At 59.6% G+C, this 18448-nt stretch carries 19 protein-coding genes; 7 read left to right on the forward strand and 12 right to left on the reverse strand.

The window, feature by feature from the left end:
- Positions 1-69: 69 nt before the first annotated feature.
- From LOY43_RS07390 to LOY43_RS07400, 3 genes are all read right to left on the reverse strand, one after another.
- Positions 70-939, reverse strand: a complete 870-nt coding sequence (locus LOY43_RS07390; RefSeq protein WP_258709413.1) for a DUF6279 family lipoprotein — start codon at positions 937-939, stop codon at positions 70-72.
- A 78-nt stretch (positions 940-1017) separates the two neighbouring features.
- On the reverse strand, positions 1018-1734 hold the full coding sequence (locus LOY43_RS07395; RefSeq protein ID WP_258709414.1) for a TorF family putative porin: 717 nt from the start codon (positions 1732-1734) through the stop codon (positions 1018-1020).
- Between the two features lie 205 nt (positions 1735-1939).
- Positions 1940-2128, reverse strand: coding sequence for a hypothetical protein (locus tag LOY43_RS07400; RefSeq protein WP_170844885.1), 189 nt, complete (start codon positions 2126-2128; stop codon positions 1940-1942).
- 340 nt (positions 2129-2468) lie between these two features.
- On the opposite strand from LOY43_RS07400, the gene LOY43_RS07405 reads away from it, so the two are divergent.
- The 3 genes from LOY43_RS07405 to LOY43_RS07415 all read left to right on the forward strand — a co-directional run bounded on the left by LOY43_RS07405 (position 2469) and on the right by LOY43_RS07415 (position 4988).
- The gene (locus LOY43_RS07405; RefSeq protein ID WP_095049293.1) at positions 2469-3305 is read left to right on the forward strand and encodes a S1 RNA-binding domain-containing protein; all 837 of its coding nucleotides are present in this window, start codon (positions 2469-2471) and stop codon (positions 3303-3305) included.
- Positions 3306-3408: 103 nt separating this feature from the next.
- The gene (locus tag LOY43_RS07410) at positions 3409-3807 is read left to right on the forward strand and encodes a DUF2177 family protein (RefSeq protein WP_095049294.1); all 399 of its coding nucleotides are present in this window, start codon (positions 3409-3411) and stop codon (positions 3805-3807) included.
- A gap of 248 nt (positions 3808-4055) precedes the next feature.
- A complete protein-coding gene (locus LOY43_RS07415; RefSeq protein WP_099758297.1) occupies positions 4056-4988 on the forward strand; it encodes a DMT family transporter in 933 nt (310 codons plus the stop codon).
- Here the strand turns inward: LOY43_RS07415 and LOY43_RS07420 are convergent.
- On the reverse strand, positions 4933-6114 hold the full coding sequence (locus LOY43_RS07420; protein ID WP_095049296.1) for an MFS transporter: 1182 nt from the start codon (positions 6112-6114) through the stop codon (positions 4933-4935). The two genes, LOY43_RS07415 and LOY43_RS07420, sit on opposite strands and share 56 nt — an antisense overlap.
- Before the next feature lie 104 nt (positions 6115-6218).
- Between LOY43_RS07420 and ptrR the strand changes: the two genes are divergently transcribed.
- Both ptrR and LOY43_RS07430 read left to right on the forward strand, forming a co-directional pair.
- Positions 6219-7112, forward strand: coding sequence for a putrescine utilization regulator PtrR (gene ptrR / locus LOY43_RS07425; protein WP_095125552.1), 894 nt, complete (start codon positions 6219-6221; stop codon positions 7110-7112).
- Positions 7113-7254: 142 nt separating this feature from the next.
- Entirely contained in the window at positions 7255-7383 is a 129-nt protein-coding gene (locus tag LOY43_RS07430; RefSeq protein ID WP_007914492.1) for a PA1414 family protein, read from the forward strand.
- 104 nt (positions 7384-7487) lie between these two features.
- Here LOY43_RS07430 and LOY43_RS07435 read toward each other — a convergent pair whose 3' ends face one another.
- The 6 genes from LOY43_RS07435 to speB form a co-directional block, all read right to left on the reverse strand.
- Positions 7488-7736, reverse strand: a complete 249-nt coding sequence (locus tag LOY43_RS07435) for a phosphopantetheine-containing protein (protein WP_034153223.1) — start codon at positions 7734-7736, stop codon at positions 7488-7490.
- Between the two features lie 43 nt (positions 7737-7779).
- Positions 7780-8505, reverse strand: a complete 726-nt coding sequence (locus LOY43_RS07440) for an MBL fold metallo-hydrolase (protein WP_095049298.1) — start codon at positions 8503-8505, stop codon at positions 7780-7782.
- An 86-nt stretch (positions 8506-8591) separates the two neighbouring features.
- Complete coding sequence (locus LOY43_RS07445; RefSeq protein ID WP_095125550.1) at positions 8592-9971, reverse strand: sodium:solute symporter; 1380 nt, start codon at positions 9969-9971, stop codon at positions 8592-8594.
- A 151-nt stretch (positions 9972-10122) separates the two neighbouring features.
- On the reverse strand, positions 10123-11625 hold the full coding sequence (locus tag LOY43_RS07450; protein WP_258709415.1) for a cytosine permease: 1503 nt from the start codon (positions 11623-11625) through the stop codon (positions 10123-10125).
- Positions 11626-11682: 57 nt separating this feature from the next.
- Positions 11683-12105: a nuclear transport factor 2 family protein gene (locus LOY43_RS07455; protein ID WP_064119611.1), complete on the reverse strand. Its 423-nt coding sequence runs from the start codon at positions 12103-12105 to the stop codon at positions 11683-11685.
- A 10-nt stretch (positions 12106-12115) separates the two neighbouring features.
- Entirely contained in the window at positions 12116-13066 is a 951-nt protein-coding gene (gene speB, locus LOY43_RS07460) for an agmatinase (protein ID WP_258709416.1), read from the reverse strand.
- A 292-nt stretch (positions 13067-13358) separates the two neighbouring features.
- Here speB and LOY43_RS07465 point away from each other — a divergent pair, with 292 nt between their 5' ends.
- Entirely contained in the window at positions 13359-14252 is an 894-nt protein-coding gene (locus LOY43_RS07465; protein WP_007914510.1) for a LysR family transcriptional regulator, read from the forward strand.
- A gap of 18 nt (positions 14253-14270) precedes the next feature.
- A complete protein-coding gene (locus tag LOY43_RS07470; RefSeq protein WP_095049301.1) occupies positions 14271-14867 on the forward strand; it encodes a tRNA-uridine aminocarboxypropyltransferase in 597 nt (198 codons plus the stop codon).
- Positions 14868-14901: 34 nt separating this feature from the next.
- Here the strand turns inward: LOY43_RS07470 and LOY43_RS07475 are convergent, their stop codons facing one another.
- Together LOY43_RS07475 and LOY43_RS07480 are read right to left on the reverse strand one after the other, a co-directional pair.
- The gene (locus LOY43_RS07475; RefSeq protein WP_095049302.1) at positions 14902-16263 is read right to left on the reverse strand and encodes an HlyD family type I secretion periplasmic adaptor subunit; all 1362 of its coding nucleotides are present in this window, start codon (positions 16261-16263) and stop codon (positions 14902-14904) included.
- A gap of 10 nt (positions 16264-16273) precedes the next feature.
- Positions 16274-18433, reverse strand: coding sequence for a type I secretion system permease/ATPase (locus LOY43_RS07480; RefSeq protein ID WP_258709417.1), 2160 nt, complete (start codon positions 18431-18433; stop codon positions 16274-16276).
- Positions 18434-18448: the final 15 nt, after the last annotated feature.

Raw genomic sequence — 18448 nt, forward strand, 5'->3', positions numbered from 1 at the left:
GTGACATCAATGTTGACTGGAAACCGCTATCGCGAGCAGGCTCACTCCTACAATTGGATTTAGGAGTCTTCAGGTTTTTTGCGCGGCCTTAAGGCATTTGAGGTCATTGAAATCCTTGCGAACCCCTTCAATCTTCTTCAACAACCGCTGACGCTGTTGCGGCGTACTTTGGGCCATCAAATCCACCGCCAGAGAGCGTCCCTGCGCTTCAGTTTCGGCGAAGGCTTTGCGGTAATCGGCTGTCCATAAACTCTCGCGATTGACCAGAAGCGTCTCGATTCTCTGTGGGAATTCGGGGCTTTTGCGTTGTGCGACGGCTGCACTGAATTGCTTTTGCCAATGGGCCCGGTTGGCAATCCATTGGGTGTACTGATCGCCCAGGGCGGTCGACCACGCCATGACCCGCTGTTCCTGGGAGGCGCTCAAGGGGCCGAGCCAGTCATTCAAGCGTTTAACCATTCGCGCGCCACGCTCGGCAATTTGTTGATCAAGTGGTGGTTTGAGGTATTCCTGCTGACGTTTGCGCAGATCCTTGGCAAACGCGTCATTCATCTCGGCCACTTGCTTGTCATCCAGCCCTTGCAGCAACTCGATTGCCGACGGGGTGATCTCTCGAGCGGTTTCGGCAATCGCCCGCTTGGCTTCGACAGTGCGCGCCTGTAATGCGGCATCGTTGACCTGATTGGTCTCGACCATCGTTTGTAAACGATCCAGCCAGTCCAGGTAACCCGGCAATTGTGTGGTGCAATGCCAGTTCAAGTGATCCTTGAGCCGCTCGTTGAACCAGTCCTTTTGCTCGCCGTTCATGTCCAGATAGTCGCTGAGCGTCCATGGAATGATCACGTCGAGGTTGCGATAGGCCAGGCCGACACGGCTGCAAGCGCCGAGGGCGAGGGTGAAAATCAGTAGTGCGGCGATGTGTTTGAACCAGCGAGACATGGGCGAATCCTTGCGTGAGCCTGGCTTCGAGGAACTGATTCCTATGTGAACGCAGAATGAACCCGGCAGTTCAGCCAATCAATAGAACGCGCGCGCAGCCTTGAGGGTGACGAGGCCGTCGCACTCGCTGTTGTGCCCGGAGTAGGCCGAACAATCGCTGCCGCTGAGACTGGAGTCGCTGTAGATCAGATCGAGGTCGACGCCCATGAATGGTCGGGACAATTTCACCGACCAATCGGTAAAACTGCCGACATAACCACCGTCCACGGCCACTGGCGTGTTCAGTTGGTGGGTGGTGTATTTCATGCTGACGCCGATGCCGAATGGCTGGTTGCCGCCAAGATCGGCAAACAACGTGTTGTTCTGTTTATCCGGGTCATTGCTGAAGGCCACGCCGAAACGACTGCCGAGCAAGGTCAGGCCACCGAACAGCTCCTGGCTGTCGAGAGTGTCTACCTTGGGATAGCTGTAGTGGATCATGCCGACTTCATAGCCGAGGGTCTGATCGAAAGGTTGTTTAAATCCGACGTAGGAGTCGATTTCGAGGTTCTTGCCCGGGGAGATGCCCATGCTCGGTGCGTACTGGCCGACATAGAGGCCGCTGTCGTGGCTCAGGTCGAGGCCGCCATGGAAGGAACCGACTGCCGCCGGTTTGACCAGGCCTTGAGCCATGCTGCGCGTGGGCGTGGTACCGAGTTTGAGATCGAAGTCGCCGAGTTCACGCTGGAAAATCTGCGCGTGCGCGGTCGAGCCGACTATCAGGCTTACGAGCAATAAACAGGAAGGTTTGCGCATGCGTCACTCCATGAACAGCGAGCGCAGGAAGGCGGGCCTGCTGAAACGCTTGATCTAGACGCGTGCAAGGATACCGGCGAATGATCGGCATTGAAGGCCGTTCGTCGATTTACAAGGAATTTTGTTTAAAAAGGAGGGAGGTTACGCGGTGCCAGTCCAGGCGCTTCAAAGCTCAAAGCGCCTCTGGACGGGTGTAAAACCGGTGTTACTTCTTGCCCAGGCTGATCTGCTTGGACGGGCCGAATGTCTGGCCACTGACGCCTTTGGCAATTTGCTGAATCTCGCCACCAGACTTGAGAAACGCTGCGATCTGATCGTTGATCGATTCGCTGGTTTCAACGGCTGGAGCTGGCTTTGCTTTGCTGGAGGATGCTTTTACACGCATGGCGGCCATTAACCTGTAGAAAAGTAACTCGGCCAGGCATCGTACAGGAATAACTTGACAATTGCTTGGTAAATATCCCCCGGAATAACCAACCGCATTGCTGCATTATTCTCGATCCAATATTCGAAATATCCGGCTAACCTGCTGTTTTAAATAACAACATTTATGTGCGCGTGCATTGAAATATTCAGTCATGAGCGTTCGTGCCTGTCTGACGAGCGGCACCTCGGCCCGGCTGCGCCCGAGGAAAATCAAGGTGTTGAACCGGTTTCACAAGCGTGCCGATCTGTCACCCGACGGCCACGATAAAAACGGGTAGAATGCCGCCCACGCAATGAGGGTTCTGGAAATGGCTTTAGTCGGGCGTTACAACAGTTTGCAAGTGGTTAAACACACTAACTTCGGTTTATATCTGGATGGCGGAGCCGATGGCGAGATTCTTTTGCCTAATCGTTATATCCCAAAAGATATTCCGACCGAAGATGAAGATTGGCTCAACGTTTTTGTTTATCTGGACAGCGAAGACAAACTTCTCGCCACCACGGAAAAACCGAAAGTGCAGGTCGGCGAATTTGCCAGTCTGAAAGTCGTTGAAGTCAACAGCATCGGTGTGTTCCTCGATTGGGGGCTGCCGAAGGATTTGTTGCTGCCGTATTCCGAAGAGAAGCGCCAGATGACCGCCGGCGAATACTGCGTGGTGCATGTCTACCTCGACAAGCACACCCGCCGTATCACCGCCACTGCGCGACTGGATCGCTACCTCGACAAGACTCCGGCCAATTACAGTCAGGGTCAGGAAGTTGATCTGCTGGTTGCCGAAGCCACCGACATGGGCTTCAAGGCGATCATCAACAACAAGCACTGGGGTTTGATTCACAAGAACGAAATCTTCAAGTTCATGCGCGCCGGCATGAGCGAGAAGGGCTACATCAAGGAAGTGCGTGCCGACGGCAAGATCGCCCTGAGCTTGCAACCGGTTGGCCAGGAAGCGGCGAGCAGCCTGAACTCGAAGATCCTCGCCAAGTTGCGTGACAACAGCGGCACGTTGCCGGTCAGCGACAAGAGCGATCCAGCATTGATCAGCAGCCTGTTCGGCGTCAGCAAGGGCAACTTCAAGAAGGCCATCGGTGCGCTGTACAAGGAAGGCAAAATCGTCATTCACGCCGATCGTATTGAACTAACCTGAGACACCGCTGGCCCCATGTAGGAGCTGCCGAAGACTGCGATCTTTTGACTTTGAAGATCAACAGATCGCAGCCTTCGGCAGCTCCTACATGAGGGCGGGTGTGATGAAGAAGTCTCTGGTTGCCTATGTTGCGACGCTGATTGCGTTTCTGTTGCTCGACGGTATCTGGCTCGGCCTGTTGATGGCGCCGACCTATCGCGAACTGCTCGGCCCGCTGATGCTCGAAAAACCGCTGCTGATTCCCGCAGCGGTTTTTTATTGCCTGTATGTATTTGGCTGCGTGGTGTTTGTGGTGCTGCCTGCGGCGACCTGGCAGTGGGCGGCGAAGCGGGGCGCGTTGTTGGGGCTGGTGGCTTATGGCACCTATGACCTGACCAATTGGGCGACGTTGCGCGGCTGGTCGGTGCAGGTGACGCTGATGGATTGGGCGTGGGGTATGTTTGCTACTGCTGTGGCTTGTAGCGTCGGGTTTTTGTTGGCGAGGCGGTTTGGCAAGGTCTGATCCGAAATGCAGGTAAGCCATGCCGGCCTCTTCGCGAGCAGGCTCGCTCCCACAGGGGAACGCATTCCAAAGTGGGAGCGAGCTCGTTCGCGAATGGCGGCGTAGCCGATAGCCATTCACCACTGGCGCCAATGAAGCACAAAATGTCTTTTCCAGACGGCTTTTTGCGCCCGAGTCATTGATAATCCTCGACACTGTTTTCTGACCATTGGATGGCCTGCCATGTTGTGTGTATTCGAGGTGTTGCGGTGAGTGTCGAGCGGCGCAATGCCGACAGTTTTGCCCTGCAAGTGATGATCGGCCTCTGCCTGATCTGGGGCGTGCAACAGGTGATGATCAAGTGGGCCGCAGCGGACATCGCGCCGGTGATGCAAGCGGCGGGGCGCTCGGGAATTTCCGCGTTGCTGGTCGGTTTGCTGATCTGCTGGAAAGGTGGCTGGGATCAGGTCGGTACGACCTGGCGTGGTGGCCTGCTGGCCGGTGCGCTGTTTGGTCTGGAGTTTTTTTTCATCGCCGAAGGCTTGCAACTGACCACTGCTGCGCACATGTCGGTGTTCCTCTACACCGCACCGATTTTCACCGCGTTGGGTGTGCACTTTCTGCTGGCCAGTGAGCGACTGCGGCCGCTGCAATGGCTTGGCATCCTGCTCGCCTTCATCGGCATCGCGATTGCCTTTGCCGGCGGTGTGTCGTGGGACAACCTCGACCGGCGCATGCTGCTCGGCGATGCCTTTGGCGTGTTGGCTGGCGCCTGTTGGGGCGCGACTACGGTGGTGGTGCGCGCATCACGGCTGTCGGAAGCACCGGTGACGCTGACCCTGTTCTATCAATTGATCGTCGGCTTCATCGGGCTGCTCTTGATTGCGCTGTTCAGCGGCCAGATCACCCACGTCAGCCTGACCACCGTGGCGGTGGCCAGCGTGTTGTTCCAGGGCCTAGTGGTATCGTTCTTCAGCTACCTGATCTGGTTCTGGTTGCTGCGCCGTTATCTGGCAGCCAACCTCGCGGTGTTTTCGTTCATGACGCCGCTGTTCGGCGTGACCTTTGGCGTGTTGCTGCTCGGCGAACAGTTGACTGTGAACTTCGTCGTTGGCGCTGTACTGGTGCTGCTCGGCATCACTTTTGTCAGCGCCGAGCAGTGGCTGCGTCGGCGTTTGCGCAAAGCGCTGGGCCAGCGCTAGTCGACTGCATCGCCAGACCGCCGGCAATCAACAATCCGCTGCCGGCGATGACCAATGCTGGCTGCAAACCGCCGCTGAAATGGCTGCTCAACGCCGCCAGCAACGGGCCGCTGAGTTGGCCGACGGCGAAGCACGCGGTGAGCATGCCGGCATTGCGTTGGGTGGCATGCGGCGCCAGTTCCCGCGAGCGTTGCATGACCAGTTGCATGCAGGCGAGGAACGGTGTGCCACAGAGGATCACGCCCAGTGCGAGGCCCAGGCCACTGCCGAGCAGGCAGGCAAAGACACCGGCCGCTTGCAGCCACAACGTCGCCATCAACCAGTGGCGCGTCGTTTCGGGATCGTGACGCCGTAGACTCACCAGCAACACGCCAAGCGCCGCAGCCAGACCGAAGCACGGCCAGAACAAGTCCGCCTGCCATTGTCCGTGAAACTGCTCATTGGCCATCTGCGACAGGAATGTCGCCGGAATGATGTAGCCGACGCCGTACAGCGCATAAATCACGGCCAGCCGCCCGATGCCGCGATTCGATGGATTGCTTGCCGCCACAGCAACTGCAGCCGTTGCGACGGGCTTAGGCAGCAGTCGCCATACGCTCAGCATCATCACCAACGCAGCCGCTGCGTAAATCAGCCACAACGTCGCGGAAGTCTGGTTGAGAAGATGTGAGACCAGTGCCAACAATCCTGTCAGAAAAATCCCTAAGCCCGGTCCGGCGAATACCAGTGCGCCCAAACGTGGACGACCCGCTGCCGCTGCCAACGGTTGGCTTAAAGCCGTAATCATCACCAGCACCCAGGCACTCGCCACCCCGGTGCCAAAGCGCAGCACCAGGTGCGACCAAAAACCATCGGCCCAGAACGATGCCAGGGTCAGCAGCACACAGAGCCACAAGCCACCGTGCAGGCGCCGCTGAACCTGCTGCGGGCGATGGGCGAACATCGCGTCCACCGCGCCGAGCAAGTAACCGAGGTAGTTGGCCGCTGCAATCAGACCAGCGGCTGTCAGGTCGATCTGACCTTCGCTGAGCAGGTGCGGCATTTGCGGGGTGAGAGCGAAACGTCCGATGCCCATGGCCATCATCAGGGCCACGAAGCAGGCAGATAAGCGAATAAGCGGCGACATGGTCGGAATTCCGTGAGGGCTTCAATGACCGTCAGGCTAGGACTGATTGACTTTCTTTAAAATTGAATAATAGTGAGTAACTTGTTCTGTTCTGGAGAAAGGTTGTGGAATTCAGCCAACTACGGATCTTCCAGGCCGTGGCCGAGGAAGGTTCCATCACCCGCGCTGCGGAACGCCTGCACCGCGTGCCATCGAATCTATCGACCCGGCTCAAGCAACTGGAGGAGCAGCTCGGTGTCGAGTTATTCGTCCGTGAGCGTCAGCGTTTGCAACTGTCGCCTGCAGGAAAAGTCCTGCTGGACTACACCGGCAAACTCTTCGCCCTGCGCGATCAGGCCAGTGCGGCGGTGATGGGCGGCAAACCCGCCGGTGACTTCGCTCTGGGCACCATGTACAGCACGGCGGCGATTCATCTGCCGGCGCTGCTGGCGCAGTATCACAAGCGCTATCCAGCGGTGAATCTGCAAGTGCAGTCAGCACCGAGTGGCGAGTTGCTGGAGGGGTTGCTCACCGGGCGCCTTGATGCCGCGTTGGTCGATGGCCCGCTGGAACTCGCCGGGCTCGACGGCGTGCCGTTGTGCGAGGAGCGGTTGGTGTTGATCACTGAAATCGATCATCCGCCGGTGCGCAGCGCGCGGGATGTTGAAGGGCGTTCGGTGTTCACCTTTCGTCGCGGCTGTTCCTACCGCATGCGCCTGGAGGCGTGGTTTTCGCACTATCACGCGACTATGGGCCGGGCGATGGAGATCGAGTCGTATCAAGGCATGCTCGCCTGTGTGATTGCCGGCAGTGGCGTGGCGCTGATGTCGGAGTCGATGCTGGCCAGTCTGCCGGGGCGTGACAGCGTCGCGGTGCATCCATTGGCCGAGCCATTTGTGGGTGCGACAACGTGGCTCATGTGGCGCAAGGGCATGGTCGGCGCCAACCTCAATGCATGGATTGAGGTGCAGCAGGCTGTCTATCCTGCGGCTCAGATTGAAACCCGAGAAACAGCCTGAACCAATGGCGGCATATTCTGTTCAATTCAGTAACAGATCATTGCGGATTTGGCCGAGCATTACGTAGGACTTCGGACTATTATCAGTGCGAAGCGGCCTCAGAATTCCGGCCGCTCAGCACCACCCTGAAGGGGGCATGACGATGAAAGAGAAAATTCAAAACTGGCTGCACGACTTGGGTGTTGCCCTTGGCTTGATCGAACCGCCTCTGCAACCTGTCCCGATCCGCACCGATGACGAGCAGCGCCGCCGTCAACAACGGCGCCGGTAAGCCCCCCGATCCGAGATCAAAGGATTCAGATCAAGAGATCGCAGCCTGCGGCAGCTCCTGCACGGATTAATGCAGGAGCTGCCGCAGGCTGCGATCTTTTGCTTTTAATGACGGCCGATCTCCAGTAAAAACCGGCTCAAGTCATTCGCGGTCTTCGCGGTCTTGAGCATGCGGTCTTCCTCGGCGGTAAACGCCGTCAGGCCGAATTCATCTTCCAGATGAAAGATCAAATCTTCTATATCGGCTTTCTCCAGGCCCAGTTGCACCAGACTGGTGTTGTCGTTGAATTCGCGGGTTTCCAACAGACGCCGGATATATCGGTGCACGGCGGCACGCACGGCAGCTCTTCTCATGGCAGATATTTCTGATTGTTGTTGTGCTTGAGTGAAGCAGGCCTCAGGCGTGGCCGCGCAACCACTCGTCAATCATCGAGCGCAAATGCTCCCCGGAAAAACTACCGAAGTGCCCGCCATGCACCGTGCGAATCGGCAACGCCTGCAAACGTCGCAGACTGGTGGCGTAATCCTCAAGATTGGAGTGGTAGGCGTCTTCGATCAGCGGCCCGGCGTAGATGATGTCGCCGCTGAACAGCGTTTCAGTCGCCGCTTCATACAGGCTGATGCCGCCCGGCGAATGCCCCGGCGTGTGCAGCACCTGCAGCGTGCGATTGCCCAGATCGAGCACATCACCGTCCTCGACAAACCCGGTCGCCGGCGCGGCTTTGACCCGGTACTCGGCGTAGCACAACGGGCAATCCGGGTGCGCTTCGAACATGTCGTCGCCAACGAAAGCACGGCTCAAGTCGTTTTCGCCATCCGGCGCGGCCAGAATGTCCGCTTCGGCCGGATGCACCAGCCGTTCAGAAAATTCGTGATGCCCGGCGATATGGTCGAAGTGGCAATGACTGGCCACTGCCACCAGTGGCCGCTCGGTAATCCACGGCAACTGTTCGCGCAGGCTGACCAGTCCTGAGCCGCTGTCCAGCAGCAGGTCTTTGTCACGGCCCTGCACATGCCAGAGGTTGCAGCGGTAGAACGGGCGGATATACGGCTCGTGAATCAACCGAATGCCATCGCTCAGGTGCTGCACTTCAAACCACTGATCACGAGAAACGATCTTCATCGGTACTTTTCTCCAAGCGTAAAAAAACGAGTGTGGCAACCGACGCCACACTCGTCGAAGAAAGCATCAAGTCGTTATGTTTCAGCTTAGATCGCGCGGGCCACCGAGACAGGACGGCGCGAGGCGAGGCTGACCACCACGAAACTCACCAGACCCACCGCCAGGCTGTAGTAGATCGGCGTATTGGCATCCAGACCGTCCTTGAACATGAACAGCAGTGCGGTGGCGAAACCCAGGCCCATGCTGGCGATGGCGCCGGCGGTGGTCGCGCGTTTCCAGAAAATCGCACCGATCAGCGGAACCAGCATGCCGCCCACCAACAGGTTATACGCCAGCGTCAGGGCGCTGATCACGTCATTTACCACCAGCGCGATACCCAGCACCACGACACCGGTCAGCAGAGTGAACAGGCGGTTGACGCCCAGGCTCGACTGTTTGCCGCCACGCAGCTTCGGCAGCAAGTCTTCAGTCAGCGTGGTGGCGGCGGCGAGCAGGCCGGCGCTGGCGGTGGACATCATCGCCGCGAGTGCAGCCGCGATCACCAGACCACGGATGCCGTCCGGCAGCGACAGTTTGACGATGGCGGCGAAGGCGTTGTTGACGTTGTCCAGATCCGGGATCAGCACGTGTGCAGCCATGCCGATCAGCGCGCAGGCCAAGCCGTAGATGATGCAGTAGATGCCGGCGATGCTGCCGGCGTATTGCGCGACTTTGGCGGTCTTGACGGTGAACACCCGTTGCCAGATGTCCTGACCGATCAGGATGCCGAAGAAGTAGATCATGAAGTAGGTGATGATCGTGTCCCAGCCGATGGTGGTGAAGCTGAAGGCAGTCGCCGGCAGTTTCAGCACCAGTTCGTCCCAACCGCCGACGCGGTACAGGCAGATCGGCAACAGGATGAACATCAGGCCCACGGTCTTGATGATGAACTGGACGATGTCGGTGAGGGTCAGCGACCACATACCGCCGATCGCCGAGTAGATCACCACCACGCCACCACCGACGAGTACCGAAACCCAGAATGGCAGGTCAAACAGCACTTGCAGCACGGTGCCGATCGCCAGGATCGAGGTCACGCCGATCATCAGTGCGTAGGCCAGCATGATCGCCGCGCTCGCCGAGCGCGCCATCGGGTTGTAGCGTTTTTCCAAGACCTGGGTAACGGTGTAGATCTTCAGTTTCAGCAGCGGTTTGGCGAGGAACAGGTTCAGCGCAACGATGCCGCAACCCAGAGCCGCGCACAGCCAGAAACCGGAGATGCCATGCACGTAGCCCAGACGTACGGTGCCGACGGTGGACGCGCCACCCAGAACAGTCGCGGCCATGGTGCCCATGTACAGGCTCGGGCCGAGGTTTCGACCGGCAACGAGAAAGTCCTCGTTGGTCTTGGCCTTGCGCATGCCGAAGTAGCCGAGCAAGAGCATGCCGGCGGCGTAGATGAGGACGACGAATAAATCCAAAGCCATGATGGCGTGTCTCCGATTGTCTTTTTTATGTTGAGGCCAAAATCATTTCCCTTGTAGGAGTGAGCCTGCTCGCGATAGCGGTCTGTCAGTCACATCTTTATTGGATGTGCTGAAGTCATCGCGAGCAGGCTCACTCCTACAGGGATCTTCGTCAGGCGGCCTGACGCAGTTGAGGTTTTACTGCGGCTTCACGCCGGGCATCCTTGGGGCCGAACACTTCGCGCGGTTCCGGGAACAGGCTCAGCAGCGTCAGGTACACCACCGAAGCCAGGCCCAGGGTCACCGGCAAACTGATGTCGATGCCGCCGGCCATTTCACCCAACGGGCCAACGAACTGCCCCGGCAGATTGACGAAGCACAAACCGACCACCGCGCTCGGGATCCATGCACCAAGACCGCGCCAGTTCCAGCCGTGGCTGAACCAGTAGCGTCCGCCCTGTTCGCCACGGGTGAACACTTGCAGGTCATCCGGGCAGTAGAAGCCGCGGCGCACCAACAGACCGATGATCATGATCACCATCCATGGCGTGGTGCAGGTGATGATCAGCACGGCGAAAGTCGACACGCTCTGCACCAGGTTCGCCGCAAACCGGCCGATGAAGATGAAGGCAATCGACAGCACGCCGATCAGCAGTGTCGCTTTCACTCGCGACAGCACCCGCGGGAACACGCTGGACATGTCCAGCCCGGTGCCATACAGCGAAGTGGTGCCGGTGGACATGCCGCCGATCACCGCAATCAGGCACACCGGCAGGAAGAACCAGCTCGGCGACACCGCCAGCAAACCGCCCACATAGTTGTTCGCCGCGATGTAGTCCGGCGCCTTGATCGCGACGATGGTCGCGGTGGTAAGGCCGAACAGGAACGGGATGAACGTGGCGATCTGCGACAGCACGACCGCTGCCATGATCCGTTGTTTCGATGTGTCACGCGGGATGTAGCGCGACCAGTCGCCGAGGAACGCGCCGAAGGAAATCGGGTTGCTCATGGCTACCAGCGCGGCGCCGATGAACGCGGCCCAGAAGCCTGGCTGACCGAGGCTCACCGTACCGGCGTAGTTCACATCGAAAGGACCGGCGAAGGCGAAGATGCCCAGCAGGAACAACAGGCTGGCGCTCCACACCGCGATCTTGTTCACCCACAGCAAAAAGCGGAAGCCGTAGATGCACACGGTCAGCACCAGAATCGCGAACAGACCGTAGGCCAGGCCCAGGGTCAGGTCGGTTTCCGGCAGACCGATCAGGCGTTTTGCACCGCCGATCAGCGCATCGCCCGAACTCCACACTGAGAGCGAGAAAAACGCGATAGCGGTCAACAGCGACAGGAACGAACCGACGATCCGCCCGTGCACGCCGAAGTGCGCACCGGACGACACGGCATTGTTGGTGCCGTTGAGCGGACCGAACAGACCCATCGGTGCGAGAATCAGCGAGCCAAGCAGCACGCCCGACACAATCGCCCAGACGCCGGCCTGAAAGGACAGACCGAACAGCACCGGGAAACTGCCGAGCACGGCGGTGGCAAAGGTATTCGAACCGCCGAAGATCATCCGGAACAAGTCCGTCGGGCCTGCGCTGCGTTCGTGGTCCGGGATCTGCTCGACCCCGTGGGTTTCAATCTGCGTAAGGCTTTGGTCGTTGTTGTTGTTATTCATGATCTGCTCCGATCATAAAGGCGCGCCTCATCGTGCGTGAGGCGTCACCTGTTTTGGCTAAGGGGATGGCAGCCCTTCCGGCATTGCGGACAAATGTTCGTGGCAGGCCAGCCAATGGCCTTGTTGTTCTAGGCTCGACGCTTGTTTCTTGAAAACAATCGTCTCGCGCTCCTGGCTGAAGTGTTGCTCCCCTTGCATGCGCAGCTCGGTGGCCACGTCATGGATGAAAATCGCCACATCACCTTGCAGGCTGACGAAGGCGTTGCTCGAGGTGCACGCAAGCACCTCGAAGCCATCCTCGGCGCGCCAGCTGTCCCACAAGGCCTGATAGGCATCGCGCGACAGCAGCGGCTGTTCGAGGGTGTAGAAAACGAAACTCGCATCGGCGCTGAAGGCGCCGAAGTAAGCTTCGCGATCGTTACGGGCGAAGGCGGCCACCAGATCGGCGGCCGCTTGCAGAACCTGATCACGTTCGTTCATGACCCGACCCTCAGCGATGGACCACGCCAGGCAGTACGCAGAGCATTTCGTACAGCAGGTTGGCGGCCAGCAGCGAGGTGTTGCCGGTGGTGTCATAAGCGGGCGAGACTTCTACCAGATCGCAACCGATCAGGTCGAGGCCTTGGCAGCCGCGAACGATTTCAATCGCCTGAATGGTCGTCAGACCACCGATTTCCGGGGTGCCGGTGCCCGGTGCCCAGGCCGGATCGATGCCGTCGATGTCGAAGCTCAGATACACCGGACCACCGCCGACTTTCTCACGCACTTCGGCCATCAGCGGCGCCAGCGACTTGTGCCAGCACTCTTCGGCCTGAACCACGCGGAAGCCCTGATCGCGGCTCCAGTTGAAGTCGTCCGCGGTGTAACCCTGCGCGCGCAGACCAATTTGCACCACGCGGTCGCAGTCCAGAAGGCCTTCTTCGACGGCGCGACGGAAGGTCGTACCGTGGGCGATCTTCTCGCCGAACATGTGATCGTTGACGTCAGCGTGGGCATCGATGTGCACCAGACCGACCTTGCCGTGCTTTTTATGAATCGCCCGCAGGATCGGCAGGGTGATGGTGTGGTCGCCACCCAGGGTCATCGGGATCACGTTGTGCTCGAGGATGTTGTCGTAGGCTTCTTCGATGATGCGCACGGCGTCGAGCAGGTTGAAGGTGTTGATCGCCACGTCACCAATATCGGCGACCGACAGTGAGTCGAACGGCGCAGCGCCGGTGGCCATGTTGTAGGGGCGGATCATCACTGATTCGTTGCGGATGTCGCGTGGCCCGAAGCGGGTACCGGGGCGCAGCGAAGTACCGATGTCCAGGGGCACGCCAACAAAGGCAGCGTCCAGGCCGGCAGCGGTCGGTACATGGGGGAGTCGGAGCATGGTGGCGATGCCGCCGAAGCGCGGCATTTCGTTGCCGCCCAGTGGTTGGTGAAGAATCTTGTCCACGGGTAAGGCCTCATCGTCTTTGTTTTATTTATGTCGGCGCGCCGTGGAGCACAGTTTCGGGCGCCGCTGTGGGGCCGATGATGCGAAATGTAGTGAGGGGAAAGAATCGCTACGGGCAAAAACTTAGTTCAGATTTTTCTAAACTAATGCCAGACTTCCACACCTGCTCGTTCCCATGCTCCGCGTGGGAATGCATCTACGGACGCTCCGCGTCCAGCCGTACTCGCAGGTGACGCAGAGCGTCACGGGCTGCATTCCCACGCAGAGCGTGGGAACGATCCTTGGAGTAGACATGGCCAACGCTTTACCCGACCTGAAACTATTACGCATTTTCGTCAGCGTGGTCCGTCATCAGGGTTTCGCTAACGCCCAGCAGGAACTCAACCTGTCGACCTCGGCGATCAGCACCTACATGAGCCAGCTCGAAGCCGCGCTCGGCCTGGTGCTATGCCATCGCGGCCGCGGTGGGTTCAGCCTGACCAGCAAGGGTGAGCTGTTCCATCAGGAAACCCTGCGCCTGCTCGCCGAACTCGAAGGTTTCGAGCAATACGCCGCGGCGCTCAAGGGCGAACTGCGCGGCACACTTAACCTCGGCGTGATCGACTCCACCGTCAGCGACAAGGCCTTGCCGTTCGCCGAAGCCATCGGCGCCTACAGTCAGGAACACCCGGCGGTGCATTTGCATCTGTCGGTGATGAGCCCTTACGAACTGCAACTCGGCGTGCAGGACAACCGTCTCGATCTGGCCATCGGTGCGTTTTCCACGCGCATGAGCGGCCTGATCTACATGCCGCTGTACCGCGAGCAGCACTGGTTGTATTGCAGCAGTCGCCATCCGTTATTCAACGAGCGGCGGATTCCCGAGCAAGTCATCACCCAGCAACGCATGGTCGGGCGCGGTTACTGGAGTCAGGCGGAACTCGCACGGCACGGTTTCAAACACAGCGCCGCGACGGTGGAAAGCATGGAGGCACAGCTGATTCTGGTGCTGTCCGGCGCCTACATCGGCTACTTGCCGGAGCACTATGCTCAGGCCTGGGCCGACAAGGGTGACCTGCGCGTGTTGCTGCCGGCGACCTTCGGTTATCAGGCACCGTTTTCGATGATCATGCGCCGGGGCCGTAGCCGTGAACCGCTGATCCAGACCTTCCGCGATTTGCTCAAAGCACAGCTCAATCAGGCTTAGCTTGTAGGGAAAAGAAGTATGTCCAGACCTCAATGCCCGCGCTGCCTGCGCCCCCAAACCCATTGCCTGTGCCCGCTGATCCCGAGCCTCGACAGTCGCACGCGGGTGTTGCTGTTGCAGCATCCGAGCGAGGTTCATCACGCGTTGAATACCGCGCGTCTGGCAGCGCTGGGGTTGAGCAATGCCGAGCTGATCGTCGGTGAGGTGTTCGAGGATTTGCCGGCGCTGTTGAACCGCCCGGGGTATCAGGCGCGGTTGTTGTTTCCGGCCGATGACGCGCAGCCGATGCAGGCTTACGGTGAGTCCGAGGAACCGTTGTTGCTGGTGGTGCCGGATGGCACCTGGCGCAAGGCGCGCAAGATGTTGCACCTCAATCCGTTGCTGGCGGCGCTGCCACGGGTGACGCTGGCCGAGGGCGGGGTGTCGCGGTATCGCTTGCGCAAGGCTCCGGGGCCGGGGGCGTTGTCGACCATCGAGGCGATTGTGCAGGCGTTGCAAACGCTGGAGGCGCCGGCTTCATTCGAGCCTTTGCTCAAGCCGTTCGAGGCGTTGATCGAGGGGCAGATTGCGGCGATGGGCGAGGAGACCTTCCAGCGTAACCATGGCGACAAATGATCGTTCCCACGCGGAGCGTGGGAACGATCATTGGCTAGCGTTCGCGCATCGCCTCGGTCCGCGCTTTCAACACTGGCTTGAGCAGGTAATCCAGGACACTTTTTTCCCCGGTAATAATGTCCACCGTCGCCACCATCCCCGGAATAATCAGCAACGGTTTCACATCCCCGCCCAAATGGTTTTTATCGGTGCGCACCTGAATCAGATAAAAGCTGTTGCCCTTGTCATCGGTAATCGTGTCGGCACCGATCAGCTCCAGTTTGGCACTCAGTCCGCCGTAGATCGTGTAGTCGTAGGCACTGAACTTGACCATGGCTTTCTGGCCCGGATGCAGGAACGCGACATCCTGCGGCCGCACTTTGGCCTCGATCAACAGGTTGTCTTCCAACGGTACGATTTCAACCATGTCGCTGCCCGGCTGAACCACGCCGCCGATGGTGTTGACCTTCAATTGCTTGATCACCCCGTGCACCGGAGAGGTCACCGTCGTGCGGGTGACGCGGTCGTCGATGGCGATGCTGGTGGCGGTGATTTTCGACAGGTCGGTGCGTTTCTCATTCAGCTCTTTCGCCGCTTCCGAACGGAAGGTTTGTTCCGACTCGTCGATCTTGCTGCGGATCTCGGCAATCGCCGATTCGGCGCGGGGGATCGCCAGCGTCGTCGCGTTCAATGAGCCGCGGATTTCTACCGCGCTGCGCTTGAGTCGGAGGATTTCCACCGGTGATACCGCACCGGTTTTCACCAGCGGCTCGGACATGTTCATTTCTTGCTGCAGCAACGCCAGACTTGAGCTGAACTGACCCTGCTTGGAGCGAAACTCGGCGAGTTCCTGAGTCTTCTGCCGCAGTTGTTCGCTGAGCGTGCGCTGCTCGCTGGCCAGCCGGCGCTGACGTTGTTCATACAGCGAGCGCTCGTCTTCGGCGACTTGCGGGGCTTTGGCGATCACTTCATCGGAGAGCTTGAACGGCCGACCTTCGGCCTCCGCCGACAGCCGTTCGACCTGCGCCGTCAGCGCATAACGATCCGCCTCGCTTTCGCCCTTGTTCGAGCGAAAGCGCGTGTCATCCAGACGCAGCAGGGTATCGCCTTTGTTCACCATCTGCCCTTCACGTACAAAGATTTCGGTGACGATGCCGCCCTCAAGGTTCTGGATCACCTGAATCTTGCTCGAAGGAATCGCCTTGCCTTCGCCCATGGTCACTTCTTCGAGCACGGCGAATTTGGCCCAGACCACCGCGCTGATCAGCAGCGCCGCCGCCAGCCACACGGTGATCCGCGACCAGCGCGGCGAATCCTGTAACGAGGCACCGGCGGTTTCCGGCATGAATTCGGCTTCGGCGCTTTTACCGAAACTGTCGAAGTAGCCGCGCTCTTTGCTATCGGTGGAAGCAGACATGGGGCAACTCCTAAACCGCCGCCGAGCCGACACGGCCCTTGCGCAGTGCATCGATGACCGCTTCTTTCGGGCCGTCGGCGACGACCCGGCCGTTGTCCAGCACCAGCAAGCGGTCCACCAGACTCAGCATTGAAGTGCGGTGGGTGACCAGCAGCAGTGTCTTGCCTTGCACCCAGCCGTGCAGCTTCTGCCGCAGTAAGTCCTCGCTGCTGTTGTCCATGGCGCTGGTGGGTTCGTCGAGCAGCATGATCGGCGGGTCGAGCAGCAGCGACCGTGCGAGCAAAACGGCCTGACGTTGGCCGCCGGAGAGCAATTGCCCGCGCTCGCCCACCGGCCGGTCGAAACCTTGCGGATGCTGGCGGGCAAGTTCGGTAACGCCGGTCAGTTCGGCGACTTCGAGCATCCGCGCATCGCTGATGTAGCGTGCGCCGAGGGTCAGGTTGTCACGCAGGCTGCCGGCCAGCAGCGGCAGATCGTGAGCGACGTAGCCGATCTGCTGGCGCAGGTCAGCGACATCGAGTTGGCGCAGGTCGAGACCGTCAAGCAACAGTTGGCCTTCTTCGGGTTCATAGAAACCCATGACCAATCGCGCCAAGGTGCTTTTGCCCGAACCGCTGCGGCCGATGATGCCGACCCGTTCACCGGGTTTCAGGCTGAAGCTGACATTGCTCAGTGCCGGCGCATTCTGGCCGTTGTAGTGAAAGGTCACGCCGCTGACGTCGAGCGCGCCTTGCAGTTGCGTGCGCTCCAGCGGCCGCTGCTTGCCGTCGCGTTCCTGCGGTAAGGCCATCAGCGCATCGGTGCTTTTCATGGTCAGTTGCGCTTGCTGATAGCGGGTGATCAGCCCGGCAATCTGCCCCAGCGGCGCTAGTACACGGCTGCCGAGCATGTAACTGGCAACCAGCGCACCGACGCTGAGGTTTCCAGCGATGATGCTGTAGACCCCGGCGACAATGGTCGCCATCCCCGAGAATTGTTGAATGAACAATGTGCCGTTAGTGGCCAGCGCCGACAGATTGCGTGCGTGGCTGTCGAGGCGGGTGAGGGCGCCGTGGGTGCTTTCCCATTTGTGCTGGCGCTCGCTTTCGGCGCTGCAGGCCTTGAGGGTTTCCAGGCCGCCGAGGGTTTCGATCAGTACCGCCTGACGTTCGGCGCCGAGGCTCAGGCTCTTTTGCACGGTGTCACGCAGACGTACCTGAATGATCATCGCGAAGATAATGGTGATCGGAAACGCCAGCAGCGGAATCACCACCAGCCAGCCGCCGAGCAGGCCGATCACCACCAGCATCAGCACGACGAAGGGCAGGTCGATCAGGCTGGTCAGGGTCACCGCTGTGAGGAATTCGCGCAGGCCCTGGAAGTCATGAATGCTCTGGGCGAAACCGCCGATGGTCGCCGGCCGTGCCTTCATCGACATGCCGGTGATGCGCTCGAACAAAGTCGCGGAAAGGATCACATCGGTTTTCTTGCCGGCGGTATCCAGCAGGTGCGCGCGCACCACGCGTAACACCAGTTCGAAACCGGTGCCGATCAACAGCCCGATCGACAGCACCCACAGTGTCGACGTGGCCTGATTCGGCACCACACGGTCGTAGGTTTGCATAACGAACAGCGGCACCATCAGGCCTAAAAGGTTGATCAGGAAACTGGCGAGAATCGCATCGCTATACAACCATTTCGACAGCTTCAGGGTGTCGCGAAACCACGCATGCACCCGTGGCACCAGCGGCGAGCGCAGGTCTTCGAGTTCGTGGCGCGGACGGGCGAATAATGCCTGGCCGCTGTAGTGCTCGGTGAGTTCTTCACGGTTGATCCATTGCTCGCCGCCATCGGCTTCGCTGGGCAGGATCAGCGCTTTGCCGTCGTCGCCGAAGCGCCGTAAAACTGCAGTGCGACCGTCGTTGAGCAGCAGCAGGATCGGCAGATTGAGCGGCGAGATGTCTTTCAGCTCGCGGCGCAGAATCCGTGCCTGCAACCCGGCCCGGGCGGCGGCGCGGGGCAGCAGGTCCAGACTCAGGCGTTGCTTGTTCAGGGGCAGCCCGGCACTCAGGCTGGCGCGACTGACCGTCGCGCCATGCAGTTTGCAGAGGATCAACAGACCGTCGAGTAACGGATCATCGAAGCTCAGCCGCGGATCGATCCCGGTGTGGCCGGGTTCCATGCTGGTCATATTGATCGCTCCCCT

Origin of the sequence: Pseudomonas sp. B21-041 (assembly GCF_024748675.1) — a bacterium.
In the GTDB taxonomy this organism is placed as follows: domain Bacteria; phylum Pseudomonadota; class Gammaproteobacteria; order Pseudomonadales; family Pseudomonadaceae; genus Aquipseudomonas; species Aquipseudomonas neuropathica.